Consider the following 22,550-nt stretch of genomic DNA (forward strand, 5'->3'; position numbering starts at 1 on the left):
TTTCGATGAGCAAGGTTCTGGTGATCGGCGCAGGCGGCGTCGGTTCGGTCGCGGTGCACAAGATGGCGATGAACCCCGACATTTTTCCCGACATCACGCTGGCGAGCCGCCGCAAGTTCAAGTGCGACGCGATCGCCGACTCGGTGAAGGAACGCACCGGCGTCACGATCAAGACCGCCGAGGTCGACGCCGACCATATCGACGCGACCGCGGCGCTGATCCGCTCGATCGGCGCGACGCATGTCGTGAACCTCGCGCTCCCCTATCAGGACCTCACGATCATGGAGGCGTGCCTGTCGACCGGCGCGCATTATATGGACACCGCGAACTACGAACCGCGCGACGAGGCGAAGTTCGAATATCACTGGCAGTGGGCGTATCAGGACCGCTTCAAGGACGCCGGCCTGATGGCACTGCTCGGCTCGGGCTTCGATCCCGGGGTGACGAGCGTCTTCACGACCTGGCTCAAGAAGCATCATTTCGACCGCATCGACACGCTCGACATCCTCGACTGCAACGGCGGCGATCACGGCCAGCATTTCGCGACCAACTTCAATCCCGAGATCAATATCCGCGAAGTCACCGCGGTCGCGCGTCACTGGGAAAATGGCGACTGGGTCGAAACCCCGCCGATGTCGGTGAAGCAGAAATTCGACTTCGAGGCCGTGGGCGAAAAGACGATGTACCTCATGTATCATGAGGAGATCGAAAGCCTCAAAACCCACCTGCCCGAAATCAAGCGCATCCGGTTCTGGATGACCTTTGGCGAGGCGTATATCACCCATCTCACCGTGCTGCAGAATGTCGGCATGACGCGCATCGATCCGGTGATCTACGAAGGCCGCGAGATCGTCCCGCTGCAATTCCTGAAAGCCGTGCTCCCCGAACCGTCGAGCCTCGGCGAGACGACCAAGGGCAAGACCAATATCGGCGTCATCGCGACCGGTCTCGGCAAGGACGGCAAGGAAAAGACGCTCTACCTCTACAATATCTGCGACCATGAGGACGCGTTCGCCGAAACCGGCAACCAGGCGGTGAGCTACACCACCGGCGTTCCCGCGATGATCGGGGCGGCGATGATGGTCACCGGGACGTGGAGTGGCGACGGCGTGTTCAACATGGAGCAGATGGATCCCGATCCCTTTATGGAGATGCTGAACCAGCATGGCCTGCCGTGGCAGGTGAAGGAACTCGACGGCCCGCTGGATTTCTGATCGACCTTCCATTTTCGTCATTCCCGCGAAAGCGGGAACCCAGTAGCCACGGCGGAACTGGGTTCCCGCTTTCGCGGGAATGACGAGAGGTGGTTGATATGAAATTGCGAATTGCGGCGTTCGCGTTGCTTGCTGCTTTCGCCGCGCCTGCGGCGGCCCAACCCGAAGATGCCTATGCCCCCGCCCGCGCGATCGTCGCCGACATCGGCAAGATCGTCACCCCGAACGGGGTGCAGGAAACCTTTGAGGTCACGCTGGGCGGTGCACGGCAGGTCGTGAACGTGCGCGGTGCCGACCGCGACAATCCGATCCTGATTTTCGTCCACGGCGGCCCCGGCGCGGTCGAAATGCCCTTTGCCTGGGCGTTCCAGCGGCCGTGGGAGGATGTCTTTACGGTCGTCCAGTACGACCAGCGCGGTGCCGGTCGCAGCTACCCGCTGAACGATCCCGCGACGCTCGCGCCGACGATGACTCCCGATCGCTACCGCGACGATACCATCGAATTGATCGAATTGCTGAAGAAGCGCTATGCCAAGCGCAAGGTCGTGCTGATGGGCCACAGCTGGGGTTCGATCGTCGGCCTGTCGGTCGCGGTGAAGCGCCCCGATCTGCTCTACGCCTATGTCGGCGTCGGCCAGGGCATCGATTTTCGCGAAGGCGAGAAAGCCGGCATGGCGTGGACGCGCGCCAAGGCGCTTGCGGCGGGCAACAAGGAAGCCGTCGCCGCGATCGACGCGCTCGCGCCCTATCCGCAGGGCGAGTTCACCATCGCCAAAGCCGACGGCTGGCGCAAATATGCGATCCCCTATGGCTCGCTGATCTACAACAAGCCCGACCTCAAATATTATTTCCAGACCCCGCGCCTTTCGCCCGAATATAGCGAGGCCGATCGTCAGGCGTGGGGCAAAGGCAGCGAGTTTTCGGTGACGACGCTCTGGCCGCGCCTCGCCGACGTCAGCTTCACGAAGGTGAAGAAGGTCGAGGTTCCGCTGATCTTCCTGCTCGGACGGCACGACTATACGGTCCCTTCGCCGGTGGCGGCCCAGTGGTTCGGACAGGTCAAGGCACCCTCGAAGAAGCTCGTCTGGCTCGAGCATTCGGCGCATATGCCGATGGTCGAGGAACCGGGGCATTTCTTTGCCGCGCTGCTTCGCGATGTACTGCCGCTGACGAAAGACCCCAAATGACCGCCTATCTCGCGCCGATCGGCCTGTTGTTCGTATCGAACATCTTCATGACCTTCGCCTGGTACGGGCAGCTCGGGGCCGTGTCGCGGCCGATCTGGCTCGCGGTGCTGATCGCATGGGGAATTGCCTTTTTCGAATATTGCCTCGTCGTGCCGGCGAACCGCATCGGTTACGGCGTTTACACCGCCGCCGAACTCAAGACCTTGCAGGAAGTGATCACACTGGTCATATTCGCCGGGTTCGCGGTCTTCTGGCTCGGTGAGAAGCTGACCTTGAACCACCTCGTCGGCTTCGGTTTGATTGCGGCGGGGGCGTTCTTCATCTTCAAGGGACCGATTGCGGTCTGACAGGAATATACAGCGACATGGAAACCCGTGCCGGCGACCCCGGAGCCTTTGCCCGCTTCGACCTGACCAGCGTGCCCTCTCCCGCCTTCGTCGTCGATGCCGCGAAAGTGCGCGCGAACCTGGCGGTGCTCCGCCAGATCGGCGATGCGTCGGGCGCGCGCGTGCTTGCGGCGCTCAAGGCCTTTTCAATGTGGTCGCTGGGGCCGGTGGTCGCCGAATATCTCGACGGCGTCTGCGCGTCGGGCCTCTACGAAGCCCGGCTCGGCCGCGGCGAATATGGCGGTGAAGTCGCGACCTATTGCGCCGGCTATAAGGAAGCCGACCTGCCCGAGATCGCGGCGCTGTCGGATCACCTCATCTTCAACTCGCCCGGTCAGATCGCGCGTTTCCGCCCGCTGCTCGACGAGCTTCGCGCCAAGGGTGTGACCTTCGACATTGGCCTGCGCATCAATCCGATGCACAGCGAGGGCGAGGTTGCCAAATACGACCCCGCCGCGCCGTGCAGCCGCCTCGGCTTCCCGGTCACCCAGCTGCTCCCCGAACATATGGAGGGCATCGACGGCGTGCATATGCACAGCCTGTGCGAGCAGGATTTTCCGCCGCTCCAGCGGACATGGGAAGCCGTGCAGCCGATGCTGCGTCCCTTCTTCAACCAGCTCAAATGGATCAACTTCGGCGGCGGGCACCATGTCACGCGCGCCGATTATCAGGTCGACGACCTGATCGCCTTCCTGAAGCAGGTCCGCGCATCGACCGACTGCGACGTGATGATCGAACCCGGCGAGGCGATCGCGCTCGACGCCGGCATTCTCGTCGGCGAAATACTCGACCTGTTCGACAATGGCATGCCGATCGGCATCACCGACATTTCGGCGACCTGCCACATGCCCGACGTGATCGAAGCGCCGTATCGCCCCGCGATGCTCAATGAGGGCAGCGAAGGCATGCCGACGCGCCTCGGCGGCCCGTCGTGCCTCGCAGGCGACGTCATCGGCGACTATCGTCTGCCCGGCGGCGCGCGCATCGGCCAGCGCTTCGCCTTCCTCGACCAGGCGCATTATTCGATGGTGAAGACCAACACCTTCAATGGCGTCCCGCTGCCGTCGATCTGGCTTTGGGACAGCGAAAGCGATAAGCTCCGGCTGATCCGCGAATTCGGTTACGAGGATTTCAAGACGCGGCTGGGTTAGCGACGAGCCGCGCGACGGCGGGAGTGGAGCGTTGGATCGACGGCATTTTCTGCGCGCCGGCGCGGGCGCGGCATTGGCACCCGCGATATGGGCCTGCGGCGAGGTGAACGACAATATGGTCCAGGCCGGCGCCCGTTACGAAATGCCGCTGGAAGCGGAACCGCACGAGCGGACGCTGATGCAGTGGCCGGTCAATCTGGACGTCTATGACCGCGCGTCGTTAAGGCGCGTACAGCGTGCCATCGCACGGATCGCCAACACGATCGTTTGCCATGAGCCCGTCGCGATGCTGGTGGCGAATGCCGATGCGGCGAGCGCGCGCGCCCTGCTGGCCGGCGAGGTCGAGCTTTGGGACATCCCGACCGACGATCTGTGGTGCCGCGATTCGGGACCGACCTTTGTTCGCGACGCTGCCGGCAAGCTCGCGGTCGCGCATATCCGGTTCAATGGCTGGGGCAATAAACAGCCGCATGCCAATGATGCCCGAATTGCGGAGCGGGTAGCGCAGCGGCTCGGAATGCCGCTGATCGAAACGGGACTTGTCGGCGAGCAGGGCGGGGTCGAACATGATGGCGCGGGAACGCTGCTCGCGCATGCAAGCTGCTGGGTGAATCCCAACCGCAACCCGATGAGCCAGGACGAGGTCGGCGAAAAGCTGCTCAAGGCGCTCGGCGGCAAGAAGATGATCTGGGCGCCCGGGATCGCGGGCAAGGACATCACCGACTATCATATCGACGCGCTGGCGCGGTTCGTCGGGCCGGGCAAGCTGCTGATCCAGTTGGGCGACGAAATCGACCCCGATGACCCATGGTCGGTGTCGGGGCACGAAACGCTGGAAATCCTGCGGCGGTCAACCGACGCGCGAGGGCAAAAGCTCGAAATTCTTCGCCTGCCCGATCCGGTCGATATTCGGTCGGCCGAGCCCGATTTTGTCGCCAGCTATGTCAATTATTACGTCTGCAACGGCGCCGTCATCGCGGCACAGTTCGGCGACACGGCCGCCGACGGCCGCGCGCGCGAAATGCTGCAATCGCTCTATCCCGGGCGGACGATCGAGATGATCGAAATCGATGCGATCGGCGAATCGGGTGGAGGCATCCACTGCGCGACGCAACAACAGCCGAAAATCTGACAATTCGGGAAGTCAAAATTCCGCTGCACCGATCTCGGCCAGCGCCTGATGGATGTCGCTGACCACCACCGACCCCTCGCCGACTGATGAGGCGACGCGCTTCACCGATCCCTTGCGCACGTCGCCGACGGCATAGATGCGCGGCCAGCTCGTTTCGAACCGGCTCGGCATGCGGTCGAGCGACCAGCCCGCCTTGACGAGTTCAAGCGGCGCGATGTCGGTGCCCGTCTTTACGAAGCCGCGCTCGTCGCACACCATTTCCTTGGGCAGCCAGGTCGTGTTCGGGCTCGCGCCGAGGAAGAGGAACAGGAAGCCGCAATCGCAATGACCCTCGTCGCCCGTTTCGCGGCAGCGATAGGTCAGCCCGGCGAGCCGGTCCTCGCCATGCAGCGCGACGACGTCGGTCGACGGGATGATCTCGATATTCGGATGCTCTTCGAGGCGCTTGACCAGATATTCGGACATCGTTTCGCGCAGGCTTCCACGGCGGAAAATGACATGGACCTTCTTCGCGACGCTCGCGAGATAGATCGCGCCCTGCCCCGCCGAATTGCCCGACCCGACGATCGTCACCTCGGCGTCGCTGCACAGCTGCGCTTCCATCGGCGTCGCGCCGTAATAGATGCCGCGGCCTTCATAAGATTCGATGCCGTCGATCGGCAGGCTCTGATATTTCGCGCCGCTCGCGACGACCACCGCGCGGCTGCGCAGCTTGCGCCCGTCGGCGAGGTGCAGGCAATAGGCGTCGCCGTCGCGGTTGATCGACGCCGCGCGCACCGGCGACACCAGCCGCGCGCCGAATTTCTGCGCCTGGACGGTCGCGCGGCGCGCCAGCTCGTTGCCCGAAATGCCGGTCGGGAAACCGAGGTAATTCTCGATCTTCGACGAGGTCCCCGCCTGCCCCCCGGGCGCGAGCGAATCGAGCGCGATCACGGTCAGCCCTTCGGACGCGGCATAGACCGCCGCCGCGAGCCCGCCGGGGCCGCTGCCGACCACGAGCACATCGGCGGTCGCGCCGTCGGGCAGCAGGTCGAGCCCGAGCCCCGCAGCAAGCTGTTCGGGTGTCGGCTGGATCAGCACGTCGGCGGCGCCGAGGATGGCTACCGGAAGCTGGTCTTCGGTTAGCCCGCGCTCCGCCAGCAGATGCGCGGCGACGGGGCCGTCGGCGGGGTCGAACCAGCGATGCGCGACGCCATGCTTCATCAGCAGGTCGCGCAGCGCATAGACGCTGCGGTCCATCGCCGCGCCGATCACGATCGTCACTGCAAAGCCGCGATGCTTGCTGAACTCGCGCCGCGCCGACAGGACGCGAACGAAAATGTCCGAATAATGGCTGTTGCCCGCGATCAGGCGCTGGAAATCGGTGTGGGCGATGCGGATGATCTCGCCGTCGGCGCCCATCTCGACGCGCGACAAATGCCGTTGTCCAGTCAGCACCGACAGGTCGCCCGCGAATTGCCCATGCTCCATCCAGCCGACGCGCTTGCGGCCTTCGTCGGTCGACGCAAAGATGTCGGTGTGTCCCGACAGGGTGATGATGCAATCGGGCGCCATCGCGCCTTCCTCGACAATCAGATCGCCCGCTTTGTGCGATTCGACCGTGCCGAACGCGCGCAGTTCGTCCAGTTCCGCGTCGGTGAAATTATAATTGACCTCGGCGCGAGACACCATGGCGAGCAGATCCTTTCCGGGTTCGATAACGTTCATCCCTAGCGCCGGCGAGCGACCTTGTCTCGCATTCGCGCGGTTTGGCGCACGCCCGCCCCGGTTCGCCCTTCATGTTACCGCGCTATTACAAAATTGCGCGATAGGGTCTTTACAGGGGGGACCCCCCTGCATATATCGCCCTCCGCTGCCCCAGGGGGACTTCCAATAACCGCAAGGCAGCCTTTGTGTTGAACGTTATTTTTGGGGGTCCCTTGAGTTGCACCAGCATCATAGCGCCCACGGGCTGATTCAGGCACTTTCGCCGATCGAACCTGTTACGCTTGTCCGCCCGCACGCCGCGCGGCGCGCAGCGCGTTTCTTCATCGAGCGTTTTCCCGGCACGACCATGTATGCGGTCAAGGCGAATCCGTCGCCCGACCTGCTGCGCGTGCTGTGGGATTCGGGTGTCACGCATTATGACGTCGCCTCGATCGCCGAGGTCCGGCTCGTCGCGCGTACGCTGCCGCAAGCGACGCTCTGCTTCATGCATCCGGTAAAGGCCGAGGAAGCGATTTCCGAAGCCTATTGGAAGCATGGCGTGCGCACCTTTTCGCTCGACACGCTCGACGAACTCGAAAAGATCGTCCGTGCAACCGAAGGCGCGGCCGACCTGAACCTGCTCGTGCGCCTCCGCGTTTCGTCCGACCATTCGAAGCTCAGCCTCGCCGCCAAGTTCGGCGCCGAGGCCGACGAGGTCGTCGAACTGCTGATGGCGACCCGCCAGGCGGCCGATGCGCTCGGCATCTGCTTCCATGTCGGCAGCCAGGCGATGACCCCGCACGCTTATGCGCAGGCGATGGAACGCGTCCGCGCGGCGATCGTCGCGGCGTCGGTTACCGTCGACATCATCGATGTCGGCGGCGGTTTCCCGTCGTCTTATCCGGGCATGGAACCCCCGCCGCTCGACGCCTATTTCGACACGATCCACCGCAGCTTCGAAAGCCTGCCGATCAGCTATTCGGCGGAACTGTGGTGCGAACCGGGCCGTGCGCTGTCGGCCGAGTATAGCTCGCTGATCGTGCGCGTCGAAAAGCGCCGCGGCGACGAGCTCTACATCAACGACGGCGCCTATGGCGCGCTGTTCGACGCCGCGCACGTCGGCTGGCGCTTCCCGGTGTCGCTGCAGCGCGACGTCGAAAGCGACGCCGAGATGGTGCCGTTCAGCTTCTATGGCCCGACGTGCGACGATCTCGACCATATGGCTGGGCCGTTCTTCCTGCCCGCGGACATCAAGGCGGGCGATTTCATCGAGATCGGCATGCTCGGCGCCTATGGCTGCGCGATGCGGACCAAGTTCAACGGCTTCGGCGCCGATGAAACCCATGTCGTCAGCGACGAACCGATGGTCAGCCTCTACACCGGCGAAGTCGAGCAGGAACGCCGCAGCGCGACGGTGACCAAGCTGTTCTGACGGACAGCCACACGAAAAAACCGAGGGCCGGCGCAGCGATGTGACCGGCCCTTTTCCTTTTGGACCAAGGCGCTAGATTGCGCGGCCCATGCAGCCCTTCCATCACCTTCTTGCCAATAATCTGGTGGCCAACATCACCAATTTCACGGTGTGGTTCGCGCTGACCTTCTGGACCTTCCTCGAAACCCAGTCGGTGTTCGCAACGGGAATGATCGCGGGCATCTATCTCGTCCTGACGTCCGCGCTCGGTATCTGGTTCGGCAGCCTCGTCGACCATCATGGCAAGCGCAACATGATGCTGGTGTCGAGCCTCGCCTCGCTGACCCTCTACGCGCTCGCGCTCGCGGGCTATATGCTCGACCCCGACATCCGCGGCGCTGAGGTCGCGAGCGTCTCTCTGTGGCTCTTCATTCTCGTCTCGATGTTCGCCGTGATCGCCGGCAATATCCGCATGATCGCGCTGCCGACGCTGGTGACGTTGCTGGTACCCGAGGACCGGCGCGACAAGGCGAACGGGCTGGTGGGGATGGTCAGCGGGATCGGCTTTCTCACTACCTCGGCGATCAGCGGGTTTCTCGTTGCATGGGGCGGGATGGTCGCGACGCTCGGATTCGCGGTCGGCCTTTCGCTGATTGCGATAGTCCACCTCCTGTTCATTCGCGTCGACGAGCCGCGCGACGCCGAAGCGCACGATACACCGCGACGCATCGACCTGGCCGGGACGCTGCGCGTCGTGCTCGGTATCCCCGGTCTGTTTGCGCTGATCCTCTTCTCCTGCTTCAACAATTTTCTTGGCGGCGTGTTCATGGCGTTGATGGACGCCTATGGCCTGTCGTTGATGAAGGTCGAGCAGTGGGGTTTGCTCTGGGCGGTCCTGTCCTGCGCCTTCATCCTCAGCGGTATCGTGATTTCACGCACCGGCCTCGGCGCAAACCCAATCCGCACATTGCTCTTCGTGTGCCTCGTCGAATGGATCGTCGCCGCGGTGTTTACAATCCAGTCGTCGATCCCGCTGCTCGCCGTCGGCTGTTTCATCTGGATGTTCCTCGGCCCCTATGCCGAAGCGGCCGAACAGACGGCGCTGCAGAAGGTCGTGCCTTTCGAACGGCAGGGGCGTGTGTTCGGCTTTGCCCAGTCGGTCGAGCAGGCCGCCTCGCCGCTCACCGCTTTCCTTATCGCGCCGCTCACCCAATTCGTCTTCGTGCCGTTCATGACCGACGGTGCGGGCGCCGATGCGGTCGGCGACTGGTACGGCCGCGGCCCCGAACGCGGGATCGCGCTCGTCTTCACGATCGCCGGCGTCCTAGGGGTAGCGCTGACGCTGGTCGCGTTCGCTTCGCGATCCTATCGGCGGATTTCCGCCGCCTATGCTGCCGGAAATGGCAGTGGCGAATCGGCGCCGGTTACGGCGTAAGGAAAATCGCGGAAGCCTCTTCCGTTTTACTTTGCAATCATTCTATCCTGCGCGCCGGAAGAGGAGGAGTTATGCCTATGCTGTCGGGGATCCGGATCATCGACCTCACCACGGTCATCTTCGGACCCTATGCGACGCAGATGCTCGCCGACCTTGGCGCCGAGGTGATCAAGGTCGAAACGCCGGGGACGGGCGACATTTCGCGCTACCTTGGCAGCGGGGTTCCCGACCCGACGATGGGGTCGATCCACCTGACGGTGAACCGCGGCAAACGCTCGATCGCGCTCGACCTCAAGAAGCCCGAGGATGCCGCAACGCTGCGCGACCTGATCGCGACCGCCGATGTCTTCTTCCACAACGTCCGTGGCCGGGCGATCGCGCGCCTCGGCTTCGACTATGAGGGCTGCAGGGCGATCAAGCCCGATATCATCTATGTCCATGGCACCGGCTTCGGGCAGGACGGTCCGTATGCCGATCTTCAGGCGTATGACGACGTCATCCAGGCGGCGACCGGGACGACCAGCCTTCTCCCGCGCGTCGACGGGAACCCCAGCCCGCGTTATTTCCCTTCGCTGATCGCCGACAAGATCGCCGGCCAGTTCGGCGCGCAGGCGATCCTTGCCGCGCTGGTCCACAAGCTGCGCACCGGCGAAGGGCAGGAAGTCGAGGTGCCGATGTTCGAATGCTTCGCATCGTTCATGCTCACCGAGCATCTGCGCGACGCGGCGCTCGACCCGCCGATCGGGCCCGCGGGTTATCCGCGCCAGCTCGACCCGACACGCCAGCCCTTCCCGACCAGCGACGGACATCTCGCGATCGTCCCCTATACGCCCGAATCGACCGCGCGGCTGATGGCGCTGCTCGGGAGCGCCGACCTGCTCGAAACGCCCGAATATGCGGCGGCGAAAGCGCAGGGACAGCATATGCAGATCATCTACAGCGAAATCGCGCGCAAGACCCCGGCGAAGTCCAGCGCCGAGTGGCTGGCGCTCTTCGCCGCCAACGACATTCCGGCGATGGCCGCGCGTGATCTTCAGGACATCAGGGAGGATCCGCATTTCATCGCGACGGGTTTTTTCCGCCACCGCACGCATCCCGATGTCGGCGCTTTCCACGAAATGCAGCCGCCGGTTCGATATGGTGCGATGCCGCCGCACGAGCTGGGCTTCGCGCCGCGCGTCGACGGCGACGGGACGGCGATCCGGGCGGAACTGGCGAGCGACAAGGCCTGAACGTCTGCCGTTGCATTGTCGGCGATGCGCTCTAGCATCCCGGCCCACAAAATAAGGGGGAATATATATGCCTGAAAGCCTGCTCGCGCCCGGCGCGGTCCTTGCGCTGTGGACGCTCATCATGCTCGGCTGGGTCGCCGCGACGCGGTTTCCGGCGCTTGCCAAGTCGGGCATCGATCTGAAAGCGGCGCCGCCGGGCGGCCGCGGGGCCGACCTCGAAAACATCCTGCCGCCGCAGGTGAACTGGAAATCGCATAATTACACGCATCTGCTGGAACAGCCGACGCTCTTTTATGCGGTGATCATCTTCCTGCACCTGTCGGGCGGAAGCACCGATCTGACGCGCGGCCTTGCATGGGCCTATGTCGTTCTGCGGATCGTTCACAGCCTGTGGCAGGCGCGCGTGAACCGTGTACCCATTCGCTTCGCGATCTTCGGACTGTCGACTTTCTGCCTGCTCGCACTGGCGTTGCTGGCGGTGATTGCCACTTTGGGTTGAAGGGGAAGAGACGATGGAAAATAACGCAATATTGGGGCCGGTCGCGGTGCTGGCACTCTGGTCGATGGTGATGTGGGTTTGGATGTACGCGACGCGTATCCCCGCGATGAGCCGCGCCAAGATCGACGCCGCAAAGATGGTCGGCGGCACCGGCAAGGGACTCGACGATGTGCTGCCGCAGGAAGTGCAGTGGAAGGCGCACAACTATAATCATCTGATGGAGCAGCCGACAGTCTTCTACGCCGTCGCGCTCGCACTCGCGATCGGCGGTATGGGCGGTGGACTCAACGCGCAGATTGCGTGGACCTATGTGGCGTTGCGCATCGTGCATAGCCTGATCCAGGTGACGGTCAATCGGGTGCTGTGGCGCTTTGGCGTGTTCGCGCTGGCGAGCCTTGCGCTGCTCGCGCTGTGCCTGCACGCCTTCATCGGCTTCGTGCTGCACTGAAAAATCCGTCGCCCCCGCGAAGGCGGGGGCCGCTGGCAGCATGGCCCAAGGCCGATAGCGGTCCCCGCCTTCGCGGGGACGACGATTATTTCGAAAACTTTGCCGCCAGTTCCACATGGGTTGACCAACGGAACTGGCCGACGGGCTGCACCCAATCGAGCGTGTAGCCGCCCTCGATCAACGTCTTTGCGTCGCGTGCGAAGCTTGCGGGATTGCAACTGACATAGGCGATCACGGGCGCCGCTGACGCCGCCAATTGCTTCACCTGCTCCTCCGCCCCGGCGCGCGGCGGGTCGAGGATGATCGCGCCGAAGCGGTTCAGTTCGGCGGGGACGAGCGGGCGGCGGAACAGGTCGCGATGCTCGGTTGCGACGAGCGCGCGCGCGCGGTTCGCCGCGCCCGTCAGCGCCGCGATCGCATCGCGCGCACCTTCGGCGGCATAGACTTTGCGTCCCGCCTGCACCGACAGCGCAAAGGTACCGACACCGGCGAACAGGTCGGCGACCGCGCCGGCATCGCCGATTGCCTTGGTCACCGCTTCGATCAGGGCGGCCTGTCCCGCGCTCGTCGGCTGCAGAAAGGCAAAGGGCGGCACTTCGACGAGGATGTCGCCAAAGCGCATCGTCGGCGGCTCCGGCTGCCACAGGATTTCTAGCCCGTCGCCCTGATCGATCGCGAAGCGCGCCAATTTATGCGCGCCGGCAAAATCCTGCAGCGCCATCGCGGCATCGAGCCCTTCGGCTTTCACGCCTTCCAATATCAGCTCGACGCCCTGATCGAGCATCTGCAGCTTGACCTTCACCGGGCGCCGCGGCTGCGCGATCATCACCAGCAGGTCGCGCACCGGCGCGATCAGCGCAAAGAGTTCGGGGAGCAGCAGCGGGCACATCCGCATGTCGACGATCTGGTTGCTCTGCGCGGCGTTGAAGCCGATCGCGACTTGCTTGCCGGTACGAAGCGCAGTCAGGACAGCGCGGCGGCGGCTTTGCTCGGGTGATAGCATGGCGGGCAAGACCTGAATGCCCGTCACTTCCTGCCCTTCCAGCCCGCCTGCCACGCGGTCGCGAACGAAGTCGGCGAGCGCGGGTTCGGCCACATGCTGCAACTGGCAGCCGCCGCATTTGCCGAAATGACGGCACATGGGATCGGTGCGGTTCGGTCCCGGAATGATGATCCCGTCGTCGCGAACGCGGTCGCCCGGCACGGCGCCCGCCACATGGCGGCCGTCGCCCGTCACGCCATCGCCGCGCGCGGCAATGCGCTCGATCAGCGCAGCTTCAGTCATTTCATTCCCTAACCAGATCGTCGGCGACAAGGCCGGGGCCTATACGCGCGGCCTGCGCGATATGCCAGCCCACCGCCGCGACCGCCGCATCGAACGCATCGCCGCCGCACGCGAGCATCGCGCCGCACGCGCCCGCGAGCACATCGCCCGTCCCCGCCGTCGCGAGCCAGGGGCTGCCCGGCCAGGCGGCGGCGACGCGGCCATCGGGCGCGGCGACGATGGTGTCGGCGCCCTTGTAGATCACCACCGCCTGCGTCCGCACCGCGGCCGCCTTCGCGCGGTCGATCTTGCTGCCGTAAAGCTGCGGGAAAGCGCGCGCGAACTCGCCCTCATGCGGGGTCAGGATCGCCTTGCGCGGCGTTTCGGACAGGCGCGGCAGTGCGGCATCGATCGCGGCCGCGTCGAGCACGAGCGGCTTGCCCGAATCGAGTGCCGCCTCGACATCGAACAGCAATTCGTCGCCCGCCGGAAACCCGGGTCCGATCACGACCGCGCCGACGCGCGGATCGTCGAGCCGCTCGCCGAATTTTTCGTCGCTTTCGGTAATGATCGCCGACAACGGCGCGCGCTGGGCGCCGTCGAGCACGACATAGCCTGCACCCGCGCGCAGCGCCGCCGCCGCGGTCAGTCCGGCGGCGCCGCGCATCGGCCCGGCGAAGACAAGCACCATGCCGCGCGTGAATTTGTGCGCCGTCACATCGGGCTTGGCCGTCTGCGGCGCGGGCAAGCTGCGCATCGCCTTGCTCGCCGATATGCCGATGGGTGCGAGCAAGACGCGTCCGCACCCCGGCGCGGTCGGCAGCAGGACATGCGCGGGCTTGAGCGCGCCCAGCGCCAGCGTCACATCGGCGGCGAGCGGCGGTGTCCAGTCTTCGGCGCCATCGCTCTCCACCCCGCTCGGAAGGTCGACCGCCAATATGCGCCGGTCGGAAAAATGCCGGAGGATTATGGCCAGCCCGTCCGGGATCGGCCGCGACAGCCCGACGCCGAACAGCGCGTCGACGATCAAAGGCGCAGACGCAAGACGGCCGTTCAGCGGCTCGACCGGCCCGCTCCACCCTGCCCGCGCAGCCTTCGCAAGATCGGTTGCCGGCTCGGCCAGCGCCGCGACCCGCACGGTGGCACCGCGCGCCGCGAGCAGGCGCGCCGCGACATAACCGTCGCCGCCATTGTTGCCGGGGCCGCACAGGATGAGGATAGGGGCGCCCGCCGCCATACGCCATGCAGTGTCGGCAACCGCGGCGCCCGCGAGGTCCATCAATTCGGAGAGCGATGTGCCCTGGATCGCGCACGCTGCCTCGGCCTCGCGCATCGCCTTGGCGGTCAGGATCGGGGCATCGGCGGGAACGGACATGAGGCGTGCCCTATCACGATCGCGCGAAAGCGCCTACTTCGTGCCGCCCGTATTGGCGGGCAGGCGATAGCGGTCGTTGCCGATCGCGACCTCGATGACATTGTCACCGACGATGCTCACCTTCGCCGCCTCGGCGCCGTCGGCGGACACCACGCCGCGACCGTCGGTGGTGATCTGCAGGCGGCGATAGCCGACGTTGCTGCGCCCGACGACGAGCACCGCCCCGCCCTCGCCGCTCATCTCCTCGACGGTGCAGGTGCGGTCGAACAATTTGGCGCCCTCGAGCGCGCATTCGATGCGGCCGTTTTCGGCGGCCTCGCGCGATCCGCGCGCTTCGGCTTCGGCGAGGTCGCTGTTGTCGGATGTGCGATTGCAGCCAGCGAGCGCAACCAGCGCCAGCAATGCCCCCCCGAGTTGTCTCATCCCTTGCCCTTCAGCTGCGACAGGTCGCGCACGGCGCCGCGCGCCGCACTCGTCGTCATCGCGGCATAGGCTTGAAGTGCTACCGAAACCTTGCGCGGGCGGGGCTTCGCGGGCTGCCAGGCGGCATCGCCCTTCGCTTCCATCGCCGCGCGGCGGTCGGCGAGCACCTTGTCGGCGACCATCAGGTTGATCGTGCGCTTCGGAATATCGATCTCGATCAGGTCGCCATTCTCGACCAGCCCGATCGTGCCGCCCTCGGCGGCTTCGGGCGAGGCATGGCCGATCGACAATCCCGACGTGCCGCCCGAGAAGCGCCCGTCGGTGACCAGCGCGCACGCGGCTCCCAGCCCCTTCGATTTCAGATAGCTCGTCGGATAGAGCATTTCCTGCATTCCCGGTCCGCCCTTGGGCCCTTCGTAGCGGATGACGACGACATCGCCCGCCTCGACCTGACCGGTGAGGATGCCCGCGACCGCCGCGTCCTGGCTTTCATACACCTTCGCCGGGCCCGTGAATTTCAGGATGCTTTCGTCGACACCTGCGGTCTTCACGATGCAGCCGTCGCGCGCGATATTGCCCGACAGCACCGCGAGCCCGCCGTCCTGGCTGAAGGCATGCTCGGCCGAGCGGATCACGCCCGCTTCACGGTCGAGATCGAGCGAGTCCCAGCGCCGCTCCTGGCTGAACGCCACCTGCGTCGGCACGCCGCCGGGCGCAGCCATGAAGAATTTCTGCACCTCGGGGTCGTTGGTGCGCGAGATGTCCCATTTGTTGAGCGCATCGCCCAGCGTCGCGCTGTGCACCGTCGGCAGATGGGCGTGGAGCAGCCCCGCGCGCTCGAGCTGGCCGAGGATCGCCATGATCCCGCCAGCGCGGTGGACGTCCTCCATATGCACGTCCGACTTGGCGGGCGCGACTTTCGACAGGCACGGCACGCGGCGCGACAGCCGGTCGATGTCGTCCATCGTGAAATCGACCCCCGCCTCGAACGCGGCGGCGAGCAGGTGGAGCACCGTGTTGGTCGATCCGCCCATCGCGATGTCGAGGCTCATCGCATTCTCGAACGCCTCGAAGGTCGCGATATTGCGCGGCAGCACGCTGTCATCGTCCTGCTCATAATGGCGCTTGCACATCTCGACGACGATCCGTCCCGCGCGCAGGAACAATTCCTTGCGGTCGGCATGCGTCGCGAGCGTCGATCCGTTTCCGGGCAGCGACAGCCCCAGTGCTTCGGTCAGGCAATTCATCGAATTGGCGGTGAACATGCCCGAGCATGAGCCGCACGTCGGACACGCCGCGCGCTCGATCTCGTCGACCTCGGCATCGGTATATTTCTCGTCGGCAGCGGCGACCATCGCATCGACCAGGTCGAGCGCGACCTCCTTGCCCTTGATCACGACCTTGCCCGCCTCCATCGGCCCGCCCGACACGAACACGACCGGTATATTGATCCTGAGGGCCGCCATCAGCATGCCCGGCGTGATCTTGTCGCAGTTCGAAATGCACACCATCGCGTCGGCGCAATGCGCGTTGACCATATATTCGACCGAATCCGCAATCAGGTCGCGCGACGGCAGCGAATAGAGCATGCCGTCATGCCCCATCGCGATGCCGTCATCGACCGCGATCGTGTTGAATTCCTTGGCAACCCCGCCCGACGCCTCGATCTCACGCGCGACCATCTGACCGAGATCTTTCAGGTGGACGTGGCCGGGCACAAACTGCGTGAAGCTGTTGACCACCGCGATGATCGGCTTGCCGAAGTCGCTGTCCTTCATCCCTGTCGCGCGCCAGAGGCCGCGGGCACCGGCCATATTGCGGCCGTGGGTGGTGGTGCGCGAACGATATGAAGGCATTCCAAACAGTCCTGAAAATTTTATTTCAAAAATAAGCGAAGAGACGCGCCTCTACACGCCTATTTGGCCAGATTCAATGCAACTTTGCTGCACATGCGAGAAAGCCGCCCGGCGAACAGCGCCTGCCCCGCCGCATCGCCAACCAGATCCTGCCGCATCTCGATCCCAACATAGGGAATCCCATTGCCCTCGGCATGGCGGTTCATCGTCGCGTTGAGCAGCTTGCCCGAATAGGGCTGCTGGTCGCCGACGATCATGTCTTCGGCTTCCAAGGCCGCAATCGCCGCCGCCGCGAGCCGGTCGTCCTCATTATAGAGCACCCCGACGTGCCACGGCCGCGCCTGATCGGGATGTGCGGCAAGCGATGGCGTGAAGCTGTGTAGCGACAGGATCATCGCCGGGCGCCGTGCGGCGATCGTCGCGGCGATATGCGCATGATAAGGACGGAAAAAGCGCGCCAATCGCGCCTCGCGCGCCGCATCGCCCAGCGCATTGCCCGGCACCGCATGCCCGTCGCTGGCGATCGGAAGCACCCCGGGCGCATCCTCTTCGCGATTGCAGTCGACGACGAGCCGCGACACGCCGCCGAGGATCGCCGCATCGACCGCGCTGCTTTCGACGAGCAGCGCCGCGACCTCGGCGACGCCGATATCGATCGCGATATGATTGGCCAGCAACGTGGGATCGATGCCGAGCTCGACGTCGTCCGGCACATGGGCCGAGGCATGATCGGCGATCAGCAGGATGCCGTCCGCGCGCGCTTCGCCGATCTGCCGCCACGCTTCGCTCATCGCAATGTCCCCGCCATCGACCACCAGCCCGGATGCCGTTCTGCCAGTATGGCGGCTGCGGTATCGCGCTCGGCCGCCGCTTCGAACAGCGCGAAACAGGTCGCGCCCGATCCCGACATGCGCGCGAGCCATGGGCGCAGTCCGCCGAGTTCGAGCAAGATGTCGGCAATCGCCGGGCACTGCGCGATCGCCGGACGCTGCAGATCGTTGCGCGCGCCGAGCAACCCGGCGCGCAGGTCCGCACCGGTGAACAGCGGCCCGCGATCGATGCCGTCCCACGCTGCAAAAACCGGCCCCGTCGCGACTGGCTGGCGCGGATTGACCAGCAGCACCGGCGTTCCGCCAAGCCGCAACTCGGGCACGGCGCTCAATTCTTCCCCGACGCCGACACCCAAACAGGTCGTGCTCGCGACACAGGCGGCGATGTCGGCGCCGAGCGGGCCGACGAGACGCGCCAGCGCCGTATCGCCCAGCTCGGGCAGGAAATGCGTCCGGATCAGCCGCGCCATCGCCGCAGCGTCCGCCGACCCGCCGCCGATCCCCGCCGCGACCGGCAGTTTCTTGGTCAACGTCACCGCAAGCTGCGGCACCCGCTCCGCACCATAGCGTTCGCGCAGCAACGCCAGCACCTGCATCACCAGATTGTCGCCGCCCGTGCTCAATCCCTCGGCGAATTCACCGTCGATCGTCAGCGCATCACTATCGGCGAACTCGGCGGCGATCGCGTCGCCGTCGTCGACGAAAGCGAACAAGGTCTCGATCGCATGGTAGCCATCGGCCCGGCGCCCACGGACGTGGAGCGCGAGGTTGATCTTGGCCCAGCCCGTCTCGCGAAACGCGGTCACGGTGCGGTGGTTGCGGGGGTCAGCCCGTCGCGCAGCTTCGCCTCCAGTCGCGTCGCCATTTCGGCTTCGGCGAGCAGCGCGGCGGCGCGCCAATTGTAGCGCGCCTGAAACTTCTGCCCCGCCTTCCAATAGGCGTCACCCAGATGCTCGACGATCACGGCATTCCCGGGTTCGCCGAGCTGTGCCTTTTCGAGCAGCTTCACCGCATCGTCGGTACGACCGGTCAGGAAATAGGCCCAGCCAAGCGAGTCGGCGATGCTCGCATTCTGCGGCTCCTGCGCCCACGCTGCCTCGATCCGCGCGAGCGACTGCTTCACATCCTTGCGCCGTTCGAGCGCCGAATAACCCGCGAAATTGAGGATCGAGGCATCATCGGGCCGCAGTGCGACCGCCTTTTCCATCAAAGGCGCCGCCGCATCCCACCGCCCCGCCTGCAGCAACAGTTCGGCACGTGCGATCAGCAACGTGCCACGGAGCATATTGTCGCCCCCGCTGTTTCCCAGCGAAGCTTCGAGGCGCTCATAGGCGCGTGCTGCCGCCGCCGGATCACCCGATCGGCGCGCGATATCGGCAAGACGGACGAGCATGCTGCGCGCGTCATTATCCTTCGCAGCGGCCTCGGCCAGCTTGGCCGCACCGGGCAGGTCGCCGGCATCGGCCATCAATTCGGCGCGCCGCATTGCGAGAACCGGCGGGAGCGGCGCTCGCACGGTTTCGAGCAGCGCCATGGCATCGCCCCGCTGGCCATTGCGATCGAGCGCCTCGACGAGCGTCGTCCGCACCGCCAAATCCTCCGCGTTGAGCCAATAGGCGGCGCGCGCGAACAGCAGCGGCAGCTTGGCGCTGCCTCCAGGCGTGCGGGCCAGCCCATCGGCGAGCAGGCCAAGCCATTGCGCTACACCCGCCTGCGGCGTCGAGACGGGCTGATCGGGTAGCAACAGCATCGGGTCCTCACGCTGTCCCGACGCGAGCGCGATCCGCCCGCGCAGCCGCTGCGCCGTATCCTGTTGCCCCGCCTTGTCGAGCGTTGCCGCCACGCGCAGCCCGACGAGTTGGCTGGTCCGGTCGGTCAAGGTTATGCGGTCGGTCAGCGTCGCCGCCTCGCCGACCCGCTTGGTCGCGATCTGGACGAGCGCGACCTGCAGCGTCAGCGCCGGTTCGGGACGCGTGCGGCTGTTCACTGCAAGCAAATGCTGTTCAGGTATTTTTTCGCGGGAACCGACATCGATCCAGGCGTTCACCGTGGGCAGGATCAACCGCCCGATCGTGTCGGCCCCCGCCTTGTCGATCCGGCCCGCCGCATAATCGCGCGCGGCCTTCCAGTCCGACCGGCGCATCGCGTCGACCATCAGCACGAGCTGTGCGTCGAAGCGGCGGTCGCCCGTCGTCCATAGGCGCAGCGCCGCGGCGCGTGCTGCCTCCAAATCGCCCGCCTCGATCGCCTGTTCGAGCATCCGTCCGCGCAGGCCCGGCAGGTCGGGCGCGACGCTCGAAACCGCGGTCAGCGCCGACAGCGCGGCAGCGGGCTCGCCGCCTTCCTCCGCGAGCCGCGCCCGCACCAGCGCGTTCAAGGCCGCGCCATTGTCGTCGACGGCATGCGCCGGAACCGCCGCCGCAATCGCGGCGACGATCAGAAAGAAGCGCGCGGGCTTACATGTTCGGGTAATTGGGGCCTCCGCCGCCTTCGGGGGTGACCCAGTTGATATTCTGGGTCGGGTCCTTGATATCGCACGTCTTGCAATGGACGCAATTCTGCGCGTTGATCACGAATTTGGGATCGCCCTCGGCTTCGCCGACGATCTCGTAAACCCCCGCCGGGCAATAACGCTGCGCAGGCTCGTCATAGAGCGGCAGGTTGTACGCGACCGGAATCGACGGATCCTTGAGCTGAAGGTGGACCGGCTGGTCTTCCTCATGGTTGGTGTTCGAGACGAACACCGATGACAGGCGGTCGAAAGTCAGCACGCCGTCGGGCTTGGGATAATCGGGTTTCGGCATGATGTCGGCCCGGTACAGGCTTTCATTGTCCGGATGATGCTTCATCGTGAAGGGGACTTTGATCTTCAGCGTTTCGAGCCACATCGTGATACCCGACAGGAGCGTCCCCGCCAAATCGCCATATTTTTCGACGAGCGGCAATACGTTGCGGACGACACTGAGCTCTTTCTTCACCCAGCTGTCGTCAAAGGCGGCCTGATAGGCGTCGAGCGTGTCGCTGCTGCGACCCGCGTTTACTGCGGCGAACGCCGCCTCGGCCGCCATCATGCCCGACTTCATCGCGGTATGCGTCCCCTTGATGCGAGGGACGTTGAGGAAGCCCGCGGTGTCGCCGATCAAAGCGCCGCCCGGGAAGGCAAGCTTGGGCACCGATTGCAGCCCGCCGTCGCTGATCGCGCGTGCGCCATAGGACACGCGCTTGCCGCCCTTCAAAATCTTCGCGATCTCGGGGTGCGTCTTCCACTTCTGCATCTCCTGGAACGGGGAGATATGCGGATTGCGATAGTTGAGCCAGGTCACGAAGCCCAAGGCGACCTGTCCGTTCGCCTGATGATAGAGGAAGCCGCCGCCATTGGCGTTTTCGTCGAGCGGCCAGCCCTGCGTGTGGATCACGCGGCCCTCGGCGTGGTTCTCGGGCTTGATGTCCCAGAGTTCCTTGACGCCAAGGCCATAGACCTGCGGCTCGCAATCGGCGTCGAGCGCGAACTGCGGCTTGATCATCTTGGTCAGATGCCCGCGCACGCCCTCGGCGAAGAAGGTGTATTTCGCATGGAGTTCGAGCCCGGGCGCATAATCGCCCTTGTGGCTGCCGTCGCGCGCAACGCCCATGTCGCCTGTCGCGACGCCTTTGACCGAACCATCCTCATTGTAGAGGATCTCGGCGGCGGGGAAGCCGGGGAAGATTTCGACGCCAAGACCTTCGGCTTGTTCGGCGAGCCAGCGGCAAAGATTGCCGAGGCTGCCGGTATAGGTGCCCTTGTTGTGCATGAAACCGGGCGAGATGAATTCGGGAAGCGCGAATTTTTTCGCCTTCGTCAGCACCCAATGCTGGTTGTCGTTCACGGGAACTTCGGCAAGCGGACAGCCCTGCGTGCGCCATTCGGGAAGCAGTTCGTCGAGCGATTTGGGATCGATCACCGCCCCCGAGAGGATGTGCGCGCCGACCTCGGACCCCTTTTCGAGGATGCACACCGACAATTCGCTGCCCGCGTCATTCGCCAATTGTTTGAGGCGGATCGCCGCCGAAAGCCCCGCCGGCCCTGCGCCGACGATGACCACGTCATAGGGCATCGATTCCCGTTCGCTCACCGCAAATACCTTTCTGCCGTCCCCGCGCGGGATCATTCATCGTGTCCCGCGCTCATTCTGTCACGAAATGCGATGCCCGCCAATTGACGCGTCCGTCAACTGCCTGTTTGAAACAAATTCATGGGTGGGCAAAATTCAGCCTTGATGGCGGAAAGCTATAGCGACTGGTGGTCGCTGGCAGGCGTCGACATGCTTGTCGGTGAGGAACCGGCGGGCTGGCTTGCCATGCCGCCGGCAAATGACGCCGCGGCGGCCAAGCCGAAACGCGTCGTCAACGCCGAACCCGAACTGCCCCCGCTCCCCGCCGCGCTCCAGCGACAGGAAGCGCCCGAGGTGGCCGAAGCCAAGGGTCCGGTCGTGTTCCCGGAGGATTGGGACGAATTTCAAAGCTGGCTTGCGACGAGCGACGATGTGCCGGGCAGCCAGTGGGACGCGCGCCGCGTGCTTCCCGCCGGTGAAGCCGGGGCGCCGCTGATGCTGCTCACCGCCTGGCCCGAAATCGACGATCAGCGCGACGGCACGCTCTTCGCGGGGCCGGCGGGCAAGTTGCTCGACGCGATGCTGCAGGCGATCGGCAGGGCGCGCGGCGATTGTTATGTCGCCAGCCTCGCGGTCACGCGTCCCGCCGGCGGGCGCTGCGACGGCGAGGAGGCGGCCGAGCTCGACCGGCTGCTCTGGCATCACCTGCGGCTCGCGAAACCGGGACGTTTGCTGCTGATCGGTGGCGACATCGTCCGCATGGCCGCCGGCCTGCCGCTGCCCGATGCGCGCGGAAAGTTACTCAATATTAACCAAGATGGCGGCAAGATGGAGGCCGTAGCAGTCGCCCATCCCGCGATGTTGCTGGCTCGGCCCGCGCAGAAAGCGGCGGCATGGGATAGCCTGAAACTGTTCAACCGGGGACGTTGA

20 protein-coding genes are annotated in these 22,550 nt (G+C 65.1%); 11 read left to right on the forward strand and 9 right to left on the reverse strand.

Annotated features, from left to right (window positions below):
* Window positions 1-5 precede the first annotated feature (5 nt).
* From ACTJI5_RS01475 to ACTJI5_RS01495, 5 genes are all read left to right on the forward strand, one after another.
* Window positions 6-1,214, forward strand: coding sequence for a saccharopine dehydrogenase family protein (locus ACTJI5_RS01475; protein ID WP_440859157.1), 1,209 nt, complete (start codon window positions 6-8; stop codon window positions 1,212-1,214).
* Window positions 1,215-1,312: 98 nt separating this feature from the next.
* Window positions 1,313-2,401: an alpha/beta fold hydrolase gene (locus ACTJI5_RS01480; RefSeq protein WP_440859158.1), complete on the forward strand. Its 1,089-nt coding sequence runs from the start codon at window positions 1,313-1,315 to the stop codon at window positions 2,399-2,401.
* On the forward strand, window positions 2,398-2,748 hold the full coding sequence (locus ACTJI5_RS01485; RefSeq protein WP_056374698.1) for a DMT family protein: 351 nt from the start codon (window positions 2,398-2,400) through the stop codon (window positions 2,746-2,748). The genes ACTJI5_RS01480 and ACTJI5_RS01485 overlap by 4 nt, the downstream gene beginning before the upstream one ends.
* A 17-nt stretch (window positions 2,749-2,765) precedes the next feature.
* A complete protein-coding gene (locus ACTJI5_RS01490) occupies window positions 2,766-3,938 on the forward strand; it encodes a carboxynorspermidine decarboxylase (RefSeq protein ID WP_440859159.1) in 1,173 nt (390 codons plus the stop codon).
* 31 nt (window positions 3,939-3,969) lie between these two features.
* Window positions 3,970-5,070, forward strand: coding sequence for an agmatine deiminase family protein (locus ACTJI5_RS01495; protein WP_440859160.1), 1,101 nt, complete (start codon window positions 3,970-3,972; stop codon window positions 5,068-5,070).
* 12 nt (window positions 5,071-5,082) lie between these two features.
* Here ACTJI5_RS01495 and ACTJI5_RS01500 read toward each other — a convergent pair whose 3' ends face one another.
* The gene (locus tag ACTJI5_RS01500; protein WP_440859161.1) at window positions 5,083-6,777 is read right to left on the reverse strand and encodes an FAD-dependent oxidoreductase; all 1,695 of its coding nucleotides are present in this window, start codon (window positions 6,775-6,777) and stop codon (window positions 5,083-5,085) included.
* A 217-nt stretch (window positions 6,778-6,994) separates the two neighbouring features.
* Here ACTJI5_RS01500 and ACTJI5_RS01505 point away from each other — a divergent pair, with 217 nt between their 5' ends.
* From ACTJI5_RS01505 to ACTJI5_RS01525, 5 genes are all read left to right on the forward strand, one after another.
* Window positions 6,995-8,188 carry a type III PLP-dependent enzyme gene (locus ACTJI5_RS01505; RefSeq protein WP_440859162.1) on the forward strand — a complete coding sequence of 398 codons (1,194 nt, stop codon included), beginning with the start codon at window positions 6,995-6,997 and terminating at the stop codon, window positions 8,186-8,188.
* 88 nt (window positions 8,189-8,276) lie between these two features.
* Window positions 8,277-9,602: an MFS transporter gene (locus ACTJI5_RS01510; protein WP_440859163.1), complete on the forward strand. Its 1,326-nt coding sequence runs from the start codon at window positions 8,277-8,279 to the stop codon at window positions 9,600-9,602.
* Window positions 9,603-9,679: 77 nt separating this feature from the next.
* Complete coding sequence (locus ACTJI5_RS01515) at window positions 9,680-10,834, forward strand: CaiB/BaiF CoA transferase family protein (protein WP_440859164.1); 1,155 nt, start codon at window positions 9,680-9,682, stop codon at window positions 10,832-10,834.
* 67 nt (window positions 10,835-10,901) lie between these two features.
* Window positions 10,902-11,333 carry an MAPEG family protein gene (locus ACTJI5_RS01520; RefSeq protein ID WP_310253617.1) on the forward strand — a complete coding sequence of 144 codons (432 nt, stop codon included), beginning with the start codon at window positions 10,902-10,904 and terminating at the stop codon, window positions 11,331-11,333.
* Between the two features lie 13 nt (window positions 11,334-11,346).
* Window positions 11,347-11,781, forward strand: coding sequence for an MAPEG family protein (locus ACTJI5_RS01525; protein ID WP_440859165.1), 435 nt, complete (start codon window positions 11,347-11,349; stop codon window positions 11,779-11,781).
* A gap of 85 nt (window positions 11,782-11,866) precedes the next feature.
* Here ACTJI5_RS01525 and ACTJI5_RS01530 read toward each other — a convergent pair whose 3' ends face one another.
* From ACTJI5_RS01530 to ACTJI5_RS01565, 8 genes are all read right to left on the reverse strand, one after another.
* Entirely contained in the window at window positions 11,867-13,066 is a 1,200-nt protein-coding gene (locus tag ACTJI5_RS01530; protein ID WP_440859166.1) for a class I SAM-dependent RNA methyltransferase, read from the reverse strand.
* A gap of 1 nt (window position 13,067) precedes the next feature.
* Complete coding sequence (locus tag ACTJI5_RS01535; protein WP_440859167.1) at window positions 13,068-14,420, reverse strand: NAD(P)H-hydrate dehydratase; 1,353 nt, start codon at window positions 14,418-14,420, stop codon at window positions 13,068-13,070.
* 33 nt (window positions 14,421-14,453) lie between these two features.
* Window positions 14,454-14,843: a hypothetical protein gene (locus ACTJI5_RS01540; RefSeq protein WP_440859168.1), complete on the reverse strand. Its 390-nt coding sequence runs from the start codon at window positions 14,841-14,843 to the stop codon at window positions 14,454-14,456.
* Entirely contained in the window at window positions 14,840-16,699 is a 1,860-nt protein-coding gene (ilvD, locus tag ACTJI5_RS01545; protein WP_440859169.1) for a dihydroxy-acid dehydratase, read from the reverse strand. The genes ACTJI5_RS01540 and ilvD overlap by 4 nt, the downstream gene beginning before the upstream one ends.
* A 59-nt stretch (window positions 16,700-16,758) precedes the next feature.
* A complete protein-coding gene (locus ACTJI5_RS01550; RefSeq protein ID WP_440859170.1) occupies window positions 16,759-17,490 on the reverse strand; it encodes an N-formylglutamate amidohydrolase in 732 nt (243 codons plus the stop codon).
* Window positions 17,487-18,335 (reverse strand): 4-(cytidine 5'-diphospho)-2-C-methyl-D-erythritol kinase, encoded by an 849-nt coding sequence (locus ACTJI5_RS01555; protein ID WP_440859171.1) that lies wholly within the window; start codon window positions 18,333-18,335, stop codon window positions 17,487-17,489. Before ACTJI5_RS01555 ends, ACTJI5_RS01550 begins: the two co-directional genes overlap by 4 nt.
* Complete coding sequence (locus tag ACTJI5_RS01560; protein WP_440859172.1) at window positions 18,332-19,906, reverse strand: tetratricopeptide repeat protein; 1,575 nt, start codon at window positions 19,904-19,906, stop codon at window positions 18,332-18,334. Before ACTJI5_RS01560 ends, ACTJI5_RS01555 begins: the two co-directional genes overlap by 4 nt.
* A gap of 79 nt (window positions 19,907-19,985) precedes the next feature.
* Window positions 19,986-21,641 carry an electron transfer flavoprotein-ubiquinone oxidoreductase gene (locus tag ACTJI5_RS01565; RefSeq protein ID WP_058538621.1) on the reverse strand — a complete coding sequence of 552 codons (1,656 nt, stop codon included), beginning with the start codon at window positions 21,639-21,641 and terminating at the stop codon, window positions 19,986-19,988.
* Between the two features lie 144 nt (window positions 21,642-21,785).
* On the opposite strand from ACTJI5_RS01565, the gene ACTJI5_RS01570 reads away from it, so the two are divergent.
* Entirely contained in the window at window positions 21,786-22,550 is a 765-nt protein-coding gene (locus ACTJI5_RS01570; protein WP_440859173.1) for a uracil-DNA glycosylase family protein, read from the forward strand.

The sequence above is a fragment of the Sphingopyxis sp. 22461 genome, assembly GCF_052044915.1.
Classification (GTDB): domain Bacteria; phylum Pseudomonadota; class Alphaproteobacteria; order Sphingomonadales; family Sphingomonadaceae; genus Sphingopyxis.